We start from the raw sequence: 19,102 nt of genomic DNA, 5'->3' as shown, positions 1-19,102 counted from the left end.
GCGAAGTCCTACATAAGTGGCTCCATTCTTGACGATGGCAGGGCGGGGGCTTGATATGTCTTGCCGTCCTGCTCTACTTTGCTACTACCCATAAAAATAGCGATATGACTCCAATTTGATTTCTCCAACGATACTTTGCTCTCTTGCAATGGCTCTTCAGAAGCAGCCTCTGCTTTTGCGGCAGGGATGGCCGTGGCCAATTGGCCTGTGATCAACAGCGCAGCCAGTCCTGCAGTTACTTTTCCTAAGTTCTTAATGTCTCTCACTTCTCCTCTCTACTTACATAGCTGATAGATTAGTTCTGAACTGCTGAATCGGCAGCGAACTCTTTATTTCCTTGGCGGAGCGCTAGGTTCTCTTGCTCCAGCATCCCTATCTTTTGCGTTAATACTATAAACCGCGCACTTAGCGAAGATACGGCTATCGTTAAATGAAGCAGGATGAATAGAACGCTGATCAGACCGAGCAGATAGAGCAGGGAAGGCGCATAGGATACGCCGATTTGCTTGGCCATGAAGTCAATCAATGAAGGGAATAGCGACAGCAGCATCATGACGGCCGTAAGAATAATCCAGAGAATCGCATACTGTTCGCGTAGCTTTCCGTTACGGATCAAATATATGGTGATGCCTAGAAAAATCATACAGATCATGAAACTGAGAATAAAAACATCAATTTTCATAGCTTGGATCCCACTTCTTTTCTTTCTTTTTAGTTCTTGTAATTAGCACGGACAGAATAACCTTAACCATATAGTAGACGGAGCCCAGCGCTCGAATGCTTGAACTTCCAGTTAACCGCTGGCGCATGACGACGGGAACCTCATGAAAAGTACAACCGCAGTTATCAAGCTGGACAAGCGCTTCAACCTCCGGATAATCGGCAGGGTACTCCTGAGCGAATAATGCAATGGCACGTGGCCCACAGACACGGTAGCCGGAGGTAGGATCTGTCACTTTGCGGCGAAGCAGCAGTGTCAGCAGCCCTGACAGCAGATCGATGCCGATTCTGCGAGCGAAGGTGGACTGAAATCCTTGCTTCTCCATGAAACGGGAGCCAATAACCATATCCGTGCGGCTTCGCAGGAGTTCATCTAGCAGCTTGTCGAAGTCACGGGGGTTATGCTGTCCGTCCCCATCCAATTGGGCTGCATAGTGGTATCCATGTCTTTGCGCATATTTATAACCAGTCTGAACGGCACCTCCAATGCCTAGATTGCAGCTGAGGTTGACGACGAGCGCACCCTCTTTGGCGGCTTCATCACCGGTTAGATCATTCGATCCGTCATTCACAACCAGAATATCGGCATAGGGAATATGGTGGCGGACATCGGCAATCACCCGCCGGATTCCTTCTGCTTCGTTATAGGCGGGAATAATAATAAGTACTTTTTGATTCATTTTCATAACTCCTCTCCGACAGGTAATTGTGCTTTATTTGATCGCCGCCCGAGCAAATAGTCCAGGAACGTGGTGGCGAGCAGGCTAGTGAGTATGATGAACAGCGGCATCGCTGTAAAGTTATAGCGAAATTCTGGAACGAAGGCCAATCTTGTAATGCTGATGGCTACCACCAGGACGACGAGCAGAACGGCAGGCTGCCGCCATCTTCGCAGCATGGTAATCGTGGATATGAACCCACCCAGTAGAATCATTCTGTGGTACAACGTTCCTAGCGGAATGACGGGATATAATGGCGCATGCCCAGCTCCAAAGAACATTCGTCCGTAAATATAGCGGACCTTGCCAATGGTGTACCATTTAACGAAGGTCCAGGTATGCTCGGTGAATCCTACCTTCAAACGTTCCTTGGCGACTTCCATCTGGGTTTTGCCCTTTGTCTCGACCATTTTGTCGGCATAGTCCTTATTCGGATAAGTGCCGGCTGCAAATGGATTAACCTGCGTCGAGGCTATAACGAATTGGTGCATGGTAACCATGTTTCGTACAATCCAAGGCGACAATGCAATGACGATCCCCAGACAAGAGATTGCTGCCAGCTTCACGACGTGAGCGGATCTTTTTCGCCACAGCCAGTAGAAGGCATACGCAGGTAGGATAAGTATGAGAAATTCCGGTCTGGTAAGGACGAGTAAACCAAGCACTCCTCCGGCTAGCAGGGCGGATTGAGCCGTCTCTTTCTCGAATACCCTGAGCTGTAAATATACATATAGCATGAATAGCATAGCGGCCATCGTCTCGGTTAATATGGCCCCGTTCGCCCAGACAAAGGGGGATATACGGCCATGATCGCTGCCGCAATGATGCCTGCCCATTGTCTGCCTAACTTTCGGCCTGTCAAATAGACGAGCCATAATGTCACCATGCTGAATCCAATCTGAATGTATCTAATCAAGGGATACGGATCATGATTCTTGTAATCGGCAAGTATGTATGCGCCTGCCATGAATAAAGGGTATCCGGGGAAACTTGAGCATTTGGCTCTTCGCTCTTATATGCATAAACACCCTTCTCCAGCAGCTGTCTGACCATAATGTCATAATTCAAGCTGTCATGGGGATATGATGCTCAACTGAATTTACAAAATCGATGCGGACAAATAAAGCTGTCGCAAAAATAAGAATACATATTAAGGTCTTCAGGTTAGCTGAACGCTTTAACGTATAAGTAATATTTTTAAACATGGGGGTTTGTGTACTCCTCTCTATATTCCCGTCCGACTGGCGGCTTATTTAAGCATATAAAAGAGTTCTTATTACCCCATAAAGGAATTCTTAATAACTTCCTACCCAAAACCTTAAAATTTTCTTAACAATGTTGAGCAGGGAAATTGCGCAAAAAAACCGACTCCTATACCCACGAATCTCCGTGAGCATAAAAATCGGTCATATCGAGTAAAGCGAATTTAGTCAGTGATGGGTTTGGATAAACGCAAAGGAATCCTTGCTTCAAACTCCGTCTGTGAGCGGTCGCTCTTGGCAGAAATGCTGCCTCCATGCACTTCCATAATGCTCTTCACAATCGCAAGTCCGAGGCCAGTGCCTCCCGATGATCTGGATTGGTCACCTCTGTAGAAACGTTCAAAAATAAATTGCAGGTCGCTTTGCGGTATCGGCTCCCCGTAGTTGATCACTTTGATTATCGCGTAATCTTTGGAGCAGCTAATATCAATATCCACGTATTCACCCTTGCGGCCATATCGGATGGCATTGGATATCAAATTCTCAAATCCACGAGCAAGCAGATCCCCGTCTCCGTCAATCATAAGGGAGCTTAGTTCCGTTGAAATACGGCAGGTCATATTGGCCTTTCGAAGACTAGGGACAAATTCTTCCGCCAGCTGACGAAGGAAAGCGACCATATCCAGTTCCACTACATGTAGGGGCATACCGTTATTGATACGGGTATATTCGAATAGTTCATCAACCAGCTTCTTCAGAGCTAGCGATTTATCATAGGCAATATTGACATAATGCCGCAGCTCTACCTCATCATGATAACGGTCATTCTCAATAACCCCCAGGAAGCCGAGAATCAAAGTTAGTGGAGTTCGAAGATCATGAGAGACACCGGTAATCAGATCGTTCTTGGTCTTCTCGGCATTTCGTTCTTCTTGAATCGAGCGGTCAAGCTGCTCCGCCATTCTATTGATGCTATCCGCCATCTTCATCCATTCACTTGATGGATCATCCTCCAGATGAAGGCGATGATCCAACTGACCGCTGGCTATCTGCCCTAATCCGGAAGAAATTTTGTCTGAATTGGTGCGTAATTGTAGGGCTAGATCATTCACACTATGGGTAATCCGCCCAATCTCATCGCGCGATGAGGTACGAAGCTCTTGATCAAAGTCGCTGGCAGCAAGCTGCTGCAAGCTATTGTTGACATTCTCCAGACGGCGGATGGTTGTCCGTGTTAATAAATAATACAGAATAATAAATAGGATAGGACCTACTATACTCATAACCATGGTAGAGCCATACTTAACGATGAAGTAGTTTAGGTAATTCGTGAACGGAGGGATCGCGATAAGGAAAACGCCAAGCTGGTACCCGAGATATAACAGAATTCCCGTTAACCCTAAGCTGGCCAGTACGATCGCTAAGAACTTCCACCGCACCGTATTGACCCATTTTAAATTCATGATGATTCTCCTTCTTTAGAGATTTAGAGTCGTTCCATCTTATAACCGATTCCCCAGATGGTCTTAATATATTTAGGATTCTGGGTATCCTTCTCAATCTTCTCGCGAATTCTGCGAATATGAACCATGACGGTATTTTTCGACTCCATGAACGGTTCGTTCCATACCTCTTGATAGATCTTCTCCATGCTGATTACAATTCCTTGATTCACAGCCAACAGCTTCAGAATGGCAAACTCCCGAGGCGTTAATTGTACTTCTTGTCCTTCTATAGTGACTTGATGCGTTGAAATGTTGATGACAAGCTCGTCTATTTCAATCTCGTTCTCATCCAGTTGTGACTGGTTCGGGCCACTGAATTGATGATAACGCCGTAGTTGCGATTTGATTCGAGCCATTAGCTCAAGCGGGTTGAATGGCTTCGTAACATAATCATCGGCCCCAATACTGAGCCCAGCAATTTTGTCCATATCCTGGCCCTTTGCGGATAACATGATAATGGGCATGCTTTTATTTTCGCGGATTTTCATACAGGCTTCAATCCCGTCCATCCGCGGCATCATCACATCTAGCACGATCAGATCTACCGGATGGCGTTCTAGAATTTCAAGCGCTTCTTGGCCGTCGGATGCTTTTAATAGGTTGTATCCCTCATTCTTAAGATATATATCCATCAACTTAATAATTTCTTTCTCATCATCGACAAGTAATATCGTTCCTCTAGCAGACATGGATATCCTCCTGGTTAAATGTATTATATATGTATTAGGATGCTCTAAAAAAACTATAACATGTTCATTCAAGCTTATTTCTTAAGAATCACTTAACTTTTTTAACGCTAATACTATATTACCAAATGGAGGCTAAAATCGTCATTTGGGGATCAAAATGCTAGAATACAACGGCAATACTATATGGTACAATATGTATAATCGTTACAATTATATTGCTACGCTTTGCTGTAATTACTACTGTTGCGGCATAAAATGAAAACGTTTTCCTGTTGAGGATGAGGAGGGTTACTAGCTTATGATCGATGTAAGAGGAAGATGGGCCTTGGTTACCGGAGCAAGCAGAGGCATTGGCTATCAAACCGCTATTTACATGGCCAAGCAGGGCTGCAATCTGATCTTGCAAAGCCGTAGTCTAGAGCACACGGCAAAGGTTCTCGATGAAGTGAAGGCGCTTGGTGTGGAGGCTTATGCGGTTACGGCCGAGCTGAACCACATTGAAGAGACGGTTGCTATGCTCGACGAGATTGAGGCCATAGGGACACAGGTGGATATTATCTTCAATAATGCGGCGGTTCAGATAGCTTACCGCAAAGATTATTGGAAGACCCCGGTAGAAGACTTCGAAGGGAGCTTCCATATTAACTTCATCTCGCCTGTGATGATTTGCAACCGCCTTATTCCTAAGATGATTGAACGAGGGTTCGGGCGGGTTATTAATACAACTAGCGGGATTAAGAACGAGCCGGAGCAAGCAGGCTATGCAGCCAGCAAAGCAGCGCTAGATAAATTCACAAAAGACTTGGCTTCTCGCTTAGAGGGTACGGATGTCGTAATTAGCTTGAATGATCCAGGTTGGTGTCGCACAGATCTGGGCGGTCAGCAGGCACCTAATTCTGTTGAGAGTGTTATCCCGGGCATCGTCGTAGGTGCGTTTCTGGAGACACGGAAGAGCGGAAGATATTTCCCGGCACAGAGCTTTACGGGTATGAGTCTGGAAGAGGCTGTAGCCAAAGCAGATGCGATGGAAGCTGCACCTTATATAATCTAATACATCAAATATATGAATAAGACCGGACAGGGCCTCAGGCCACGACCTGGTTCTTATTTTACATTAGCCGTGTTTATTTAGATGATGGATTATCTTTAAATTTGAATTTTGTAGAGTAGGAGATGAGAACGGCTACGATTAGCAGGCAGAGGGGAACGGCGCTAATCAGGTAACGGAAGGTCAGCTCAGGATCTGGCCCGGGGTTATCGCCGCTCTCATAACCAAAGATAAGGCCGACGATGAAGAAGGCTAGTGCTGAGATTAGACCGCTCGAGCGGGTAATAAATCCGGCGACTGCAGTATATATGCCTTCTCTTCGTAATCCCGTATTCTCTGCGTCCTCATCAATGATTCTTCCGCTGACAACCGCTGGAGTAACGAGGAAGCCAGCCAATCCGAAGCCAACAGCGACACCGGAAATGATGCCGCTAATAAGATCAGTGCTGAACCAGAGCGGAATAACCGATAAAGCGTATGCGATAAGGGATAATCTCCAAGCCTTGACCCCATCCATTCTACGGATGATCCAATACCATACGAATACGAGCGGAATGACTGAAACAAATACGGAGGCAAGCAGGATTGAGACCTGGGCTTCAGGTATTCTCAAGACATATTTGGCATAAAAGGGGATGATTGAGCTAATCAACCCATTTACAGTCTGAGCAAAGGAATTGGATATATTGAATATCCAGAACTTTTTGTTGCTTAACGTTAATTTGAAAGCCTTGGCCAGCTTCAGCGGTTGTTCTTTGGAAGTCTCAGGCCGTTCCCGTACATACATCATGCAGAGGAACATAAATACTCCAAATACGAGGGCATAGATCAGAGCCATGCTTGGGAAGTTCAGTGCGGTATATATAATTGGAGTCAATGCAGACGCGATAAGCAGCGCCACGACTTGGTAGCCCTGTTGAATCGCAGAGGCTTTGGCTCGCAGCTGATCACCACGGAACAATTCAGGGAACAGTGCCCCGTAATTTACCCATAGCACCGTGGCCGCAGCTTCGAACAGAATAAGTGCCGTTAGGAACCAGGTGAAGAGCGTATTCTGAGTTAATCCGCCGGGAGGGAGTATATCATGATGAAGAATAGCATGAACAACGGAATCGTGCCAAATACCCAGGGGCGACGCCGTCCGTAACGAGTATTTGTGCGATCTGACCAATATCCGAATAAGGGATTATTCACCGCATCCCAGATCAGAAAGATCGTTCGCGCTAGGGTAGCTAGCCCTATTCCGAGCCCCAGCTTCTCCACATAGAAATAACTATAGAAAGAACTGAATGCCTGACTTGGAACCATCATAGCAAACATGCCAAACGCAAAGGTGTATGGTGAATTGATCCATTTATGCTTCAAGCAGCTCCCCTCCTTGGATTGATAATTATAGAGATTATATTCCTCGAATGAATTTAATATAATCGTGGAGTTGCTATAAAAGTTGAACTAAAGTAATGAACAGCGATCGGAAGAACATTTCACCCGGCTGCCTTCAAACCATACAATTATTAGTTCAACTAAACAGGGCAAGCTTCCTTCATTGGAAGCTTACCCTGTTTGATATTTACGATATGCTTATCATTTCATTAGCCTTTTACAGACCCTGCCGCTATACCTTCTACGATCCGGTCGCTTAGGAACAGGAACATAATCAAGATTGGGAGGATGCTGATCATCAGCGTTGCCCCGATTGCGCCCCAGTCCGTCGTGTATTGTCCGACGAAGTTCTGGACGCCGACAGTCAGTGTCTTGTAGGAGTCTGAACTGATGAATGTATTTACGAAGATAAATTCATTCCAGTTGTAGATCATATTAATGATCGCTGTCGTTGCGACAACAGAACCCGTCATCGGCAGTACGATCCGGAAGAACATCCGGTTTACGGAACAGCCGTCAATGATTGCTGCCTCTTCTACTTCGCGCGGAAGCGCATAATAGAATCCAAGTAGAATCATGATCGTAATCGGCATATTAAATGCAACATAGGAGAGAACCAAAGATAAAGGATGGTCCGTCAATCCTACTTTATTGAAGAAACTGAACAGCGGAATCAATGTAGAATGGACAGGAATCATCATGGCTACCATGAACAGGCCCAGGACGAGAGAGCTGCCCTTCCATTTCATACGAGTAATCGCATAGGTTACAAGACTACCAAGGACAACGGTTAACACTGTGGCTACGACGGTAATCCATAAGCTATTCAGGAAATATACATCAATATTCCCTGCATTCCATACCTTCGAATAGTTCTCCCAGCGCGGATGCATCGGCAAAGAGAGCGGAGGGAGGTTAAAGACTTCCTGATTGTTCTTGAGTGAGAAGAACATCAGCCAGACGAGCGGGAATAACTGAAAAATGGCGACAATAATCAGAACAATATACATGATCGTATAGCCGATCCGTCCAAGCCACCGCCATCCCCCGCTGTTAACACTAGTTTGCAGTTCTACGTTTCCGGTCATCATTTACGCCTCCCTCTTATGAATATTGAATGGTATCTTTCGATCTGGTTAACCAGCGAATGATCCAGGTAACTACAAGACAGATGACAAGAAGTAAGAAGGCAGTCGCACTACCGTATCCGAAATCATAAGCTCTGAACGCGGTATGATACATATACGAGGCCATAACCTCACTAGATCCGTTCGGGCCACCGTCTGTCATCACGAAGATGAGATCGAAATATTTCAGCGATCCGACAACAGCGAGTACGATCGTTACTTTCACCGTCTCCATAATAAGCGGGAACTTGATCTTCCAGGCGATCTGCCAGGAAGTGGCGCCGTCAATGCGAGCAGCTTCATCCAAGGATGTCGGAATATTCTTAAGTGCTGCGTAGTAAATCAGAATATAAAAACCCGCATACTGCCACAGGATTGGAATGAATAGAGCCAACAATACCAGTGATGGCTCTGCCAGCCAAGCGGGAGGATTATCAACTCCAATGGATTGCAAGACACTGTTCAATATACCGTTGGACGGGTTGTAAATTCTGAGCCATAGTTGAGCGATGGCCACGGAAGACAACAGCATAGGAATAAGATAAATTTTACGGAACAAGTTAGCCCCTTTAATCCGGGCAGCCAATACCATGGAAATCATCAAATAGATAACGAGACTAAGGCCTGAGAATAGGGCCAAGAGCAAAGAATGCCATGCGCTATCCCAAAACTTCCCGTCTTTCATTAAGTTAGCGTAATTCTCCAGCCCAATAAATTTCATACTGCCAATGCCATTCCATTCATTTAGACCGTAATATCCGGTAAGAATAATCGGAATATAGACGATAGTTAGAATGAGCAATAATGAGGGGAGGACGTAGAGAGCAATCATTTTCTTGTTGGAAAGTACTTTATCCATATTGTTCAGCTCCATTCCTTTCGATCATTGGAGGAGAGGACCTATCCTTTGGACAATTTCCGGGGATAAGTCCTCCTAGCATACATCCTAGAAATTATTTAGCGAGCGCTTTATCGTGCTCAGCCGCGAACTCCTGAGGTGTTATTGCCTTGCCGAACAATGCCTGAATCAAATTCAAATGCGCCTCAGCTGCTCTGGCTGGCATTTGAACGTCTGCGAATAGAGTGACGCTACTTGCTTGGTTCATCTCTTTGAACAGATCTTTGTAGAGCTGCGGCAAATCCATGTTCTCTGCGTCAACCTTCGTTGCTGGAATTACGCCAGCGTCAGTAACGGACTGTTCGCCCCATTTTGTTACGAAATATTCTACGAATTTTTTAGCTTCTTCTTTAACTTTGGAGTTCTCAGCTACGAACAAGCCTACACCAGGACCGCCAACCCAGCTGTTAATATCGCCTTTGCCGCCGTCCACGGTCGGGAATTTGAAGAATCCTACTTTATCACGGAATTCCTTCGGAATTTCTTCGTTCGTTGTGAAGTTTGGAATATCCCAGGAGCCCATTAGGTACATCGCTGCTTTTTCATTCAGGAATTCCGATTTAGCTTCTTCGTTGGATTGGCCGTTGAAGCCCTTGATAAATGCGTTGTTGTCAACGAGCCATTGCACTTCTTGAGCCGCTTGAACCAGACCTGGGTCGGTGAACGAAGCGGAGCCGCTAATCGTGTCAGCGAGTGTCTTCTGTCCAGCGATGCGGTCTGCCAGGTACATGTACCAGAGGGAGCCTGTCCAACGGTCTTTGTTGCCAAGTGCGATTGGGGCGATACCCTTATCAGACAGCGTTTTTACAATATTTTTAAATTCATCATAAGTTGTAGGAACGCTGAGACCGTTCTTTTCGAATAGGTCTTTATTGTAATAGATCGGTGCGATGTTGAATTCGATCGGGAGTGCATATGTTTTGCCGTTAACTGCGTAAGCCTCAGTGGTACCGGCTGATGAACTTGTCCTTCAGTTCACCGTTCAACAAGTCATCAAGTGGAGTGAACAGATTGCCTTCTACATAAGGCTGCATGAAGCCTGCTGCCCAGGTTACGCCGACATCAGGGAGCTCGTTGGAAGCGGATAGAACTTTTAATTTATTTTTATATTGTTCGTTATCCAGTACTTCCTGCTTGATCGTAACATTCGGGTTCTCATCTTGATATTCTTTAATGATTTGGTTAACAATTTTGTTCTGACCGGCGGATACGCCTTCTGGCCACAAGTGCATTAACTTAACGGTTACTTTCTCTCCACCGGAAGCGGTATCATTTCCCTTCGAAGTATTATTGCCTTTAGCCCCGCCGCAAGCCGATACGATGACTGCCATACAAATCGTGAGTAAGAGTACTGACCATGCCTTCTTCTTCATGCTGTAGGTCCCCTTTTCTAAAAGAAATTATCAAGCGCTTTCTGTAAACGCTTTAATAATTAAATTGTATCTCTAGAGTTAAAGACTTGTAAGGTAACTGAGATTAGGACTAATACCACTATTATCAGTTGTTGCTCTCATTCATTTGTTGTCTATATTGTCCTGGACTCATGCCTTCAAGCTTCCTGAAGACCTTGATGAAGTATTTTGCGGTCTGGTACCCGACGCGCTCGGAGATTTCATTTACCGATAATTTTGTACCAACAATCAGTTCCTTCGCCCGCTGAACTCTGCGTCTGGTTAGATAATCGCTAAAAGTCAGCCCGGTATGCTCTTTGAACAGCACGCTGAAGTAATTGGCATTCATATGCGATACCTCTGCCAGCTCACGCAAGGAGATCGGTTCCTCCAGATGGGCTTCAATATAGTTAATGGCTTCCCGTACGGGTTCGCTGTATTGATTATTTCCGTCTGACGTATCCATTAGCCGGGTATCGACGATTTTCTCCATTCGCTCGATTCTCTGTTGCTGGTCGTTCCTCTCCAGTGCTACCTCAACGGCATGAGTTAATTTATTCTTGTCGATCGGTTTCAATAAATAATCGATTACACCATATTGCAGAGCGGTTCTGGCATATTCAAATTCGGAGTATCCGGAGATAACGATGACGAATAGAGAAGGATGTTTACCGTTAATTTCTTCGATCAGCCGAAGTCCCGTAATCTCAGGCATACGAATATCCGTGATTAGCAGGACAGCTTCATTCGACTCCAGCCAGTCCATTGCTTCCTGGGCGCTAGCTAAGGTCTCGAAATGATAGTGACCGGGAGACCAGGCCTCCAGAGTGCGTTTGATCCCTTGTCTTGTTCTCGGTTCATCATCAACGATAAGAATGGTTTTCATGTGTTTCCCCTCCTTGAAATTCATTAGGAATTTCGAACATGATTGAGGTTCCTTGTCCAAGCTGGCTTTCTATCGTTAACCCGGACGCCTTGGAATCATAGTATAGACGAAGTCTGCGCTCAACGTTAATCAAGCCAATTCCTTGTTTCCCAGAATGATGCATCTCATCTGTTTGCAAGGTGTTATACAGTTCATTGAGCTTACTCTCATCCATCCCAGGCCCGCTATCGGATACCGTAACTCTCGTATAGCCCTTTCGGTCTGAAGCCTGGATTGATAGGACCACCGTGCCAGGTTCGTTACTTTTCTCAACACCGTGCATAATCGCATTCTCAACTAAAGGCTGAATCATCAGCTTCGGAATAGGGATATGACGGAAAGCATCCTCAATGTCAATTCTCCATTCTAGACGATCGATAAGCCTCATTTCCATAATTTTAAAATATAACTCTGCATGATCCACTTCATTCCCGATGGTCACCCATTCAACATCATCAGAACGACTGATGACGTAACGGAATAATCCCGACATGGCTAGTACGTTGTCGGCCAGCTCGTCTTCACCCTTCTCGTCTAGCGCCCAGAAGAAGGCTTCCAAGGTGTTGAAGAGGAAATGCGGGTTGATCTGGGCTTGCAGCGCCTTTAGTTCGGTACGACTCTGAATGATCTCCTTCTGATAGACAACCTGAATCATCTCATTCATGGAATCTACCATTTGGTTATACGTATGATTCAGCTCCATGAGCTCCATCGTCGATGACTTGTCCGGATTACGCTTCAAGGTACCGAACCTTGCTCCACGCATCGTCCGGATTAGATTTAGGATTGGCCTAGTAATCATCGTTGATAAAATAAAGGAGCAGATCAGGAATAGGAACCCGCCTACAGCAATAGAGACGAAGAGCGCTGTCTGCAGGACGGATATGCCTTCGGTCGTATATCTGGCCGGGGTTAGAATGACCAGTGTCCAGCCGCTTAGCTCCGACTGGTGCCTTACTTCAATGAAGGTCTCTCCATCGATCGTTACCGAATCATGATTCATATCGAGCAATATATCTTTGTTCAGCCTGAGTGGAGAATCAGCGATGATCTCATGGCCTGCGCCATCGAATAATAGCATCGTTTCACGGCTATCTTCTCCGGACTCATCGGTGGTTCCGGCGAGTTCGAAATAATTACGGTCGATGCGCAGCATCAAATACCCGGCATGCATATAGGAACGATCTATTAATCTGACGCTGCGGATCGCAATGACAGTATTCGGATCCAGCGGATCCAATCCGAGCCATACAAGCCGGCCTTTCTGTTTGTCGGCTAGCTGAATCCAGGGCTTCGGAACCCGATCATTGAGCTGAACATCATCCAGCGGCAGCAATCTGCGGTAATCCGAAGTATACAACTCCAGAGAACGGATTCCGGTTGCATATGCTTCATAGCTGCGCACTTCCTCCTGAAGCGATTGACGCTCAGAGAAGCTAAGTGTCTGGTCGTCCATTTCCTGCGCGAGCTTCTTCTGTACCAAGCTATTGGTAGAGACCTGCATCATCAAGGAATCGATCTGCTGGAACAAAGCATCTAGTTTGCCAGTCGTCTGGACGGCTGTCTGCTTAATATGCCGTTCAGCGCTGGCACGCAACAGGACGGAGACTTGATTATAGGTGAACACTCCAATGGCAGTTAGTACGATGATCATCACGAGCATGAACCCAATGAAGATCTGGTTGCGTAGTGTATTCCATCCATGTAGCTTGTTCAAACAGCGACACTCCCCTTCGATAGTACTCCTCATTTAATATACATGCCTGTTCTGAAAGAGAAACCCCTTTCATTTTCATGATAAGGGGTCCTTTAAAAAGTTTGCTATAGGACACAAAGTGATCAGGTAGTACTCACCTGTTACTCTGCTCAACTTATATGAGATTGTTTGAGAAGAAATAAAGCCCTGTCCTGTAAAGGAACAGAGCTCCATGATGCTCGATTGCTATTTCAGAATAAATTGCCCAGTCACCGGATTGTGATCGCTGTTGCTGAAGCCTAGATTGTGTCCAGTGACACTTACAACCTCGACATTGGGGATACGAGGAAGCCGTCGATGACGGCTAGGAAATTAACGCCTTCCTGATAGGCGGTGTCCACGGTCCGCACGCTGGGTGTACTAGGGTCTACAGCCCATTTGAAATCACTAGGGCCGAAGTTGTCTGGAAATGGCTGCAACCATTCCGGCCACTCCTGCTTAGTCGGGAATAAGCTAGGATCCGTGCCAGGAAGGGCATGATTCCAATCACCACCGATGATCAGATAGTTGTCTTTATCTATTTCCCGCTGGATATATTTCTCCAAGAAGTCGAGCTGCTGCTTGCGGATTTTGCCGCCTTTATCAAAGGCTGACAAGTGCAGATTAATTAGGATCAGCTCTTTACCTTGATCTACTGGAATTCTGTTCTCAATAAAGGCGCGGTCCAGTTCGAATAATTGAACCGGCCAACTCTCCTTACCGGGCAGATCGTAGCGGGTCTGGCTTATGCTGTGGAAGGAGGATAAGGTCAACAAGCCACTTTTTACTGCGCCCATTGGTTTAGTAATGGGGACGGGTACCCATGGTACTTTGTAGTTGTAAGCGAAAGTATTGCCGTAGCTCTGTAGCGTATCGCTGATGTGCTTGACCTCATTGATGTGGTTGCTTCTTGAGGAATTGACATCTACCTCCTGCAGCAAGTAGAAGCTGGAGCCCTCATTTTCTAGAAAATGGGTGATCGCCTGTAGATTGGTCTCCGTCTGGTCGCGGCTGCTGGAACGGGACATGCTACCGCCATCCATGAAGAAATCTTGCCCTTGATCAAGTCCGGCATAACCGATGTTGAACGTCGTGATAGAGAAAGGCTTGCCTTGCTCGAGTCTGAGTTCAGGATTGCGATCTACCGTGAGCTTAACCTCGGCTGCGGGTTTATAGTCAGTGGCAGTGATGTAGATAAGGAAGATGGCAAATACAGCGATAAGTGTGAGTACAATCCAGATGATTCCTTTAAGTGTCAGCCTGATCATTTAGTGAATGTCGCCTCCTTGGTAGAACAGTTCGTATTTATGATGATTATATAGCATTGTGGGCGAGATGAGGCTTAGAAAATAATCTCGCAAGATGTCGATAAAAGAAATTTTAAGTAAAACTATGGCGCAGGATTGTTGATCTATATATACTATATTCTTAAAGGAGACTGGAAAGTTTGGGTAATCTATCCTATCTATACAATGTCAAGGTACTCAGGGGGTTCTCACCTGTCAAATCAGGGGTCAGGGGCGCTCGTCTCAGCAAGTTGAAGACATACATAAGGTCGAATGGAATGTTTCTACATACATATATTTAGCCGCTGCCGGCAATGCTCTGTGTTGTTGTCTCGATAATTAATTTCTATATGACATACATAACTATTTCAACAGCCGTATACCTCTCAAGGAACCTCCCAATTTGCCTAAATAATGAGGCATGCCCCGTCGGAGCCAATCGAGAATTACCGCTTAATAAAGCCTCTCGAGACGAATTTCTAACGCTAGCGATTTGATGACATGACATTTGATAGATTGAGCTAATTGCTCAAAAAAATGAGATAGGCCCAGGCAGGATAGTCGTCTCCTAGTTTGTTCTTTCAAAAGTCTGCTGGGGAACGGACAATAAGAAGAAGAGGGGAATTGATAGAAAGCATGGATAAGTTTTGTGAAAATTGTGGTGCTCCTAGAAGGGAGTCCGCTAAATTCTGTAGAGAATGCGGCCAACCGTTCTCACAGGAGGAACCTACTTCAGTAGAGGGATCAACCGGTGTCGAACCTCAGGTAGAATCTACTGTGCCTGTAAGCCCGGAACAGCCTGCAGCAGCAGTGCCGACCTCAGTTGAGCCAACGATAGAGGGGACTCCGGCTCCGTCCGATGATGTGTCCACCTTGTCTATACCGTCAGGAGAGAATACTATTCCCGCATCTGTCGATACACCAGCGGAACAGGTAGCGCCTATTCAACCGGCAGCACCCGTAGAGACGCCGACGCCTGCTTCACCTACAAATGATGCTGGGAGTTCTGCTGCGTTAAATGAGGTACCTCCAACCGTGCCCGTAATGACAAATTCAGTACCAGCTGCCATTCCTTCGGTGGTTCCACCAGCGGGAAATGTACCGACCATGCAGAGTGTGAACGGCGCGATAGGCTCTACGCCTGCAGCTACTCCGGCCTGGAATGAAATCGCCGATGCTCTTGAAGGCTCCGGGAAGAAGAAGTCGAAACTGAAGATTCCGCTTATTATCGGCGCTATTCTGATCGGTCTTTTACTCGTTGGCGGCGCTGTTTGGACAATAATATCGCTTAATGCTTCCAAATCCAATTCAGCTTTGATCTACGTTAAGGATAAGGATTTGATGCTGACTGCTGGCAAGAGTGAGCCTGTTAAGGCGGTAAAGAACTGGCTCGATCTGGATGATAACACCAAGGATGAGTATCTCAACTTGTCGTATTTCTCGGATGACGACAGTACGGAGTTTTCCATATTGGGTGAGGGGATTGGGCACTGGATTAAATTCAATAAGAACGGCTCACGCATGTTCTATCTGGGCAAGGTTCGGGATGATGGTACCGCTAATCTGTATTACAATGATCCGGCTAAGATGGCTAAATCCAAGAAGGAAGATGTGGATCAAGGGGAACGTGTAGCTTCGAATATAAGCATTGGCGCTAATAAATATGCTCCATTTCAAATTACTGAATCAGGAGACCGTGTACTCTATTTCAAAAATTATGATGAGAAAGAGTACAGCGGCAGTCTATACATCAACGATTTGAAAGAGGAGAAACTGGTCGACAACGACGTGCATGGATACTATTTTATTTCTAAAGACGAGTCCATGGTGATGTACACGAAAGCGACGGATTCGGATTCCTATAGCTACGATTTGTTTATCAAATCGCTTGATGGGAAGAGCGACAGAGTGAAGATCGACAGTGAGGTCAGCTATGTTGTTAACTATAGTGATGATTTCAAGAAGATCTATTATGTCAAGAACAACGGTGATCTAGACGATTTGAACTATAACTCGCTCTATCTGAAAGAGGAGGGCAAGGACAAGCAGAAGCTGATTGCTGACTTCACTACCATCGAATCTAGTGATAGCAACGGAGTGTTCTACTTCACGCGTACGAACGAGAATAAGACCAAACTTGCTGATCTAGTTGATGACGATCTGGCAGATAGCGACCTGAAGATAACGGAACCTCACTATAGTGATTTCGAGTATGAATATACTTATGATGCATGGGGATATGAGTATACATCGACTGAGGTCGATTATGACAAATATTATGAAGCTTACGATATCTATATGGACAAGCTTGACCGCGATAGTCTCCGTAGTAGCTTGAAGGAAGAAGAAATCTCCACGACAAGCAAGCAATTGTTCTTCTATTCGGAAGGGAAGGAGAAAGAGCTAGTCGATAATATCGGCTGGGTCAACTTCGCGGATGTAGCTAATAAATCAGTAATCTATTCCAAGGCGAATACAGATAAAGGTCCAGTTGGCAAAATTAAAATTTCGGAGATCAAGAGCATCTATGATGCTAGAGATCACTTCGAGGGCGATTCATCTGAGATGGAGAGCAAGGGCAGGTATATCATACTGAATGGCGGTTTGGAGCAAGAGATGACTGGAGAAGCTGAGGGCTATTACGGCTTTCAATTCAGTTTAGATGGCAAGAAGCTGTACTATATGGAAGGGGATCTAAGTAAATCTTCCGGTACACTGGTCGTTTCTGACGCATTAGATGGCAAACTCGGCAATCGCAAAGTGATTGACGAGAATGTCGACCAATATAGGATTCTGGACGGTGTGATCTGGTATTACAAGGACGTGAAGGATGGTAAGGGTGAGTTAGCCACTTATTCGGATGGGAAGAAGACGAAGATCGCTTTTGATGTCCAAATAGGTAATACGGCCATCTATCCAGAGGATAACACGGTACTCTATATTGCCGATTACAACACCAAGCGCCATATGGGCTCCTTATATTCAAAGCATGGGCAAGGCGAAAGTGTAAAAATTAATGATGATGTGAGCTTCTACAATTACGATAAAGGCAATCATCTCTTCTATATTACAGATTACAGCGTCAGCAAGAAATCTGGCGACCTGTGGGAATACCGTGGCAAGAATGAGAAGAAGCTGATCGATAATTCTGTCGAGACCATGCTTCCATTGAGATTTGGATACATTTTCTAGCTTATGAACAGGAGCCCCTATCAATTTGTCTGATAGGGGTTCTTTTTTTGTGTATATTCAGGGTCTTTCAACCGCAATGCTTACAGGGGCTTCCCCTTATGGAATACCTTCGATTCCAGCAATTCGATAGCCTGCTCGATCTCGGCCATCTCCTCTGTGGTCATATGCCCGGCCCGTTCCCAGAAGCGAGCTTCAATGGTGGCAAATGCCTTGTTAATCATAATCTCTCCTTGATAGGTAAGGCGGATGTACTGCATGCGCCGATCCTCAGGAGCTGTATATTTTTCACATAGCCCCTTCTGAGCTAGCTTCTTGATCTCGCGGCTCGTATTCGGCAGAGAGATATACAGGCAATCGCTGATTTGACTTGGAGTTACAAGCCCAGTCACAGCGATATATTCCAGAATGCTGTATTGAAGGGGAGTAATTGTATCTTCTCTGACACCCATCGTGATCTCATGGGTCATTTGATGTACAAATGTCGTAAATTTAACGAATTTTTGGAACAGGAGAGCTTTGTCCAACAGAATCACCTCCCTCACAAGATAACAAACTAATTATCAAATAACAATTATCATTTGACAACTAATTTATGACTGGATATGATATTGTTATCAAATGATAAGCAAAGGAGAGAGAGAAATGAACGTGCTGATCATTTATACACATCCGAACCGCCAAAGCCTTAGCCATGCATTTTTGCAGAGAACAATTCAGGGCTGCCAAGAGAATACAGAGGTAGATGAGGTTAAGGTGCTTGATTTGTATAAGGAAGGCTTCGACCCTGTGCTGGTCTTCAATGAACAGAGGCGTCGGAGAGATATGCATAAAGAACCGAGCCTTGAGGGGTATCGAGAACGATTGATCTGGGCGGAAAAAATTATTTTTATTTATCCAATTTGGTGGGGACGTCCTCCGGCGATGCTGCTTGGATATATCGATAGAATGTTCGCCTCGGGATTCGCTTATCAGGACAAGGGTGGTTTACTCCCGGAGGGGTTATTGAAGGGGAAATCGGCCGTCTGTATCTCGGTAATGAAGGGACCGGCGCTCTATCCGCTGTTCTGGTTGAACAATGCGCATAAGGTGTTAATGCGTAAGGCCTTGCTCCAGTATGTTGGCATTCGTAGCGTTAAATTTTTTGAATTTGGAAATATGGAGAGCGCGAAGGGAAGGCAGGAACAGAAGCTGGAGCGGGTACAGCGATATTTTCAGGCAGTGAGCCATTGACCATACTCAGGCTTATAAAAAAGACGGCATATGCGATATCTCCTGTATCGCA

The 19,102-nt window shown here is 45.6% G+C and carries 15 protein-coding genes and 2 pseudogenes; 3 read left to right on the top strand and 14 right to left on the bottom strand.

From position 1 onward, the window contains the following. Nucleotides 1-8 precede the first annotated feature (8 nt). The 6 genes from RE628_RS27825 to RE628_RS27800 all read right to left on the bottom strand — a co-directional run bounded on the left by RE628_RS27825 (nt 9) and on the right by RE628_RS27800 (nt 4,835). Nucleotides 9-266, bottom strand: coding sequence for a hypothetical protein (locus tag RE628_RS27825; protein WP_309156577.1), 258 nt, complete (start codon nt 264-266; stop codon nt 9-11). 29 nt (nt 267-295) lie between these two features. Further along, nucleotides 296-652 (bottom strand): DUF2304 domain-containing protein, encoded by a 357-nt coding sequence (locus RE628_RS27820; protein ID WP_309156576.1) that lies wholly within the window; start codon nt 650-652, stop codon nt 296-298. A gap of 19 nt (nt 653-671) precedes the next feature. After that, the gene (locus tag RE628_RS27815; protein WP_309156575.1) at nt 672-1,400 is read right to left on the bottom strand and encodes a glycosyltransferase family 2 protein; all 729 of its coding nucleotides are present in this window, start codon (nt 1,398-1,400) and stop codon (nt 672-674) included. Nucleotides 1,401-1,402: 2 nt separating this feature from the next. Beyond that, a complete protein-coding gene (locus RE628_RS27810) occupies nt 1,403-2,314 on the bottom strand; it encodes a hypothetical protein (RefSeq protein WP_309156574.1) in 912 nt (303 codons plus the stop codon). A 551-nt stretch (nt 2,315-2,865) separates the two neighbouring features. Beyond that, on the bottom strand, nt 2,866-4,104 hold the full coding sequence (locus tag RE628_RS27805) for a sensor histidine kinase (RefSeq protein WP_309156573.1): 1,239 nt from the start codon (nt 4,102-4,104) through the stop codon (nt 2,866-2,868). 23 nt (nt 4,105-4,127) lie between these two features. After that, entirely contained in the window at nt 4,128-4,835 is a 708-nt protein-coding gene (locus tag RE628_RS27800; protein ID WP_309156572.1) for a response regulator transcription factor, read from the bottom strand. 298 nt (nt 4,836-5,133) lie between these two features. On the opposite strand from RE628_RS27800, the gene RE628_RS27795 reads away from it, so the two are divergent. Continuing rightward, complete coding sequence (locus tag RE628_RS27795) at nt 5,134-5,886, top strand: SDR family NAD(P)-dependent oxidoreductase (protein ID WP_309156571.1); 753 nt, start codon at nt 5,134-5,136, stop codon at nt 5,884-5,886. Nucleotides 5,887-5,959: 73 nt separating this feature from the next. Here the strand turns inward: RE628_RS27795 and RE628_RS27790 are convergent. The 7 genes and pseudogenes from RE628_RS27790 to RE628_RS27760 form a co-directional block, all read right to left on the bottom strand. After that, nucleotides 5,960-7,248 (bottom strand): annotated as a pseudogene (locus tag RE628_RS27790) (MFS transporter). A gap of 227 nt (nt 7,249-7,475) precedes the next feature. Continuing rightward, entirely contained in the window at nt 7,476-8,357 is an 882-nt protein-coding gene (locus RE628_RS27785; protein ID WP_375143015.1) for a carbohydrate ABC transporter permease, read from the bottom strand. Between the two features lie 13 nt (nt 8,358-8,370). Continuing rightward, nucleotides 8,371-9,252 (bottom strand): carbohydrate ABC transporter permease, encoded by an 882-nt coding sequence (locus RE628_RS27780; protein WP_309156569.1) that lies wholly within the window; start codon nt 9,250-9,252, stop codon nt 8,371-8,373. A gap of 94 nt (nt 9,253-9,346) precedes the next feature. Continuing rightward, a pseudogene (locus RE628_RS27775) lies at nt 9,347-10,664 on the bottom strand (extracellular solute-binding protein). A 124-nt stretch (nt 10,665-10,788) separates the two neighbouring features. Next, complete coding sequence (locus tag RE628_RS27770) at nt 10,789-11,568, bottom strand: response regulator (RefSeq protein ID WP_309156568.1); 780 nt, start codon at nt 11,566-11,568, stop codon at nt 10,789-10,791. Further along, a complete protein-coding gene (locus RE628_RS27765; protein WP_309156567.1) occupies nt 11,546-13,324 on the bottom strand; it encodes a sensor histidine kinase in 1,779 nt (592 codons plus the stop codon). Before RE628_RS27765 ends, RE628_RS27770 begins: the two co-directional genes overlap by 23 nt. A gap of 299 nt (nt 13,325-13,623) precedes the next feature. Further along, nucleotides 13,624-14,610, bottom strand: a complete 987-nt coding sequence (locus RE628_RS27760) for an endonuclease/exonuclease/phosphatase family protein (RefSeq protein ID WP_375143014.1) — start codon at nt 14,608-14,610, stop codon at nt 13,624-13,626. Between the two features lie 795 nt (nt 14,611-15,405). Here RE628_RS27760 and RE628_RS27755 point away from each other — a divergent pair. Continuing rightward, on the top strand, nt 15,406-17,820 hold the full coding sequence (locus tag RE628_RS27755; RefSeq protein WP_309156566.1) for a hypothetical protein: 2,415 nt from the start codon (nt 15,406-15,408) through the stop codon (nt 17,818-17,820). An 80-nt stretch (nt 17,821-17,900) separates the two neighbouring features. On the opposite strand, the gene RE628_RS27750 is transcribed toward RE628_RS27755, so the two are convergent. Further along, on the bottom strand, nt 17,901-18,353 hold the full coding sequence (locus tag RE628_RS27750; protein ID WP_309159596.1) for a MarR family winged helix-turn-helix transcriptional regulator: 453 nt from the start codon (nt 18,351-18,353) through the stop codon (nt 17,901-17,903). Between the two features lie 109 nt (nt 18,354-18,462). Here RE628_RS27750 and RE628_RS27745 point away from each other — a divergent pair, with 109 nt between their 5' ends. Further along, the gene (locus RE628_RS27745) at nt 18,463-19,050 is read left to right on the top strand and encodes an NAD(P)H-dependent oxidoreductase (RefSeq protein ID WP_309156564.1); all 588 of its coding nucleotides are present in this window, start codon (nt 18,463-18,465) and stop codon (nt 19,048-19,050) included. The last annotated feature ends 52 nt before the right edge of the window (nt 19,051-19,102 follow it).

Origin of the sequence: Paenibacillus sp. D2_2 (assembly GCF_031199965.1) — a bacterium.
Classification (GTDB): domain Bacteria; phylum Bacillota; class Bacilli; order Paenibacillales; family Paenibacillaceae; genus Fontibacillus.
Note: the sequence above shows the minus strand (reverse complement) of the source record. Positions and strands in the feature narration are given on the sequence as shown.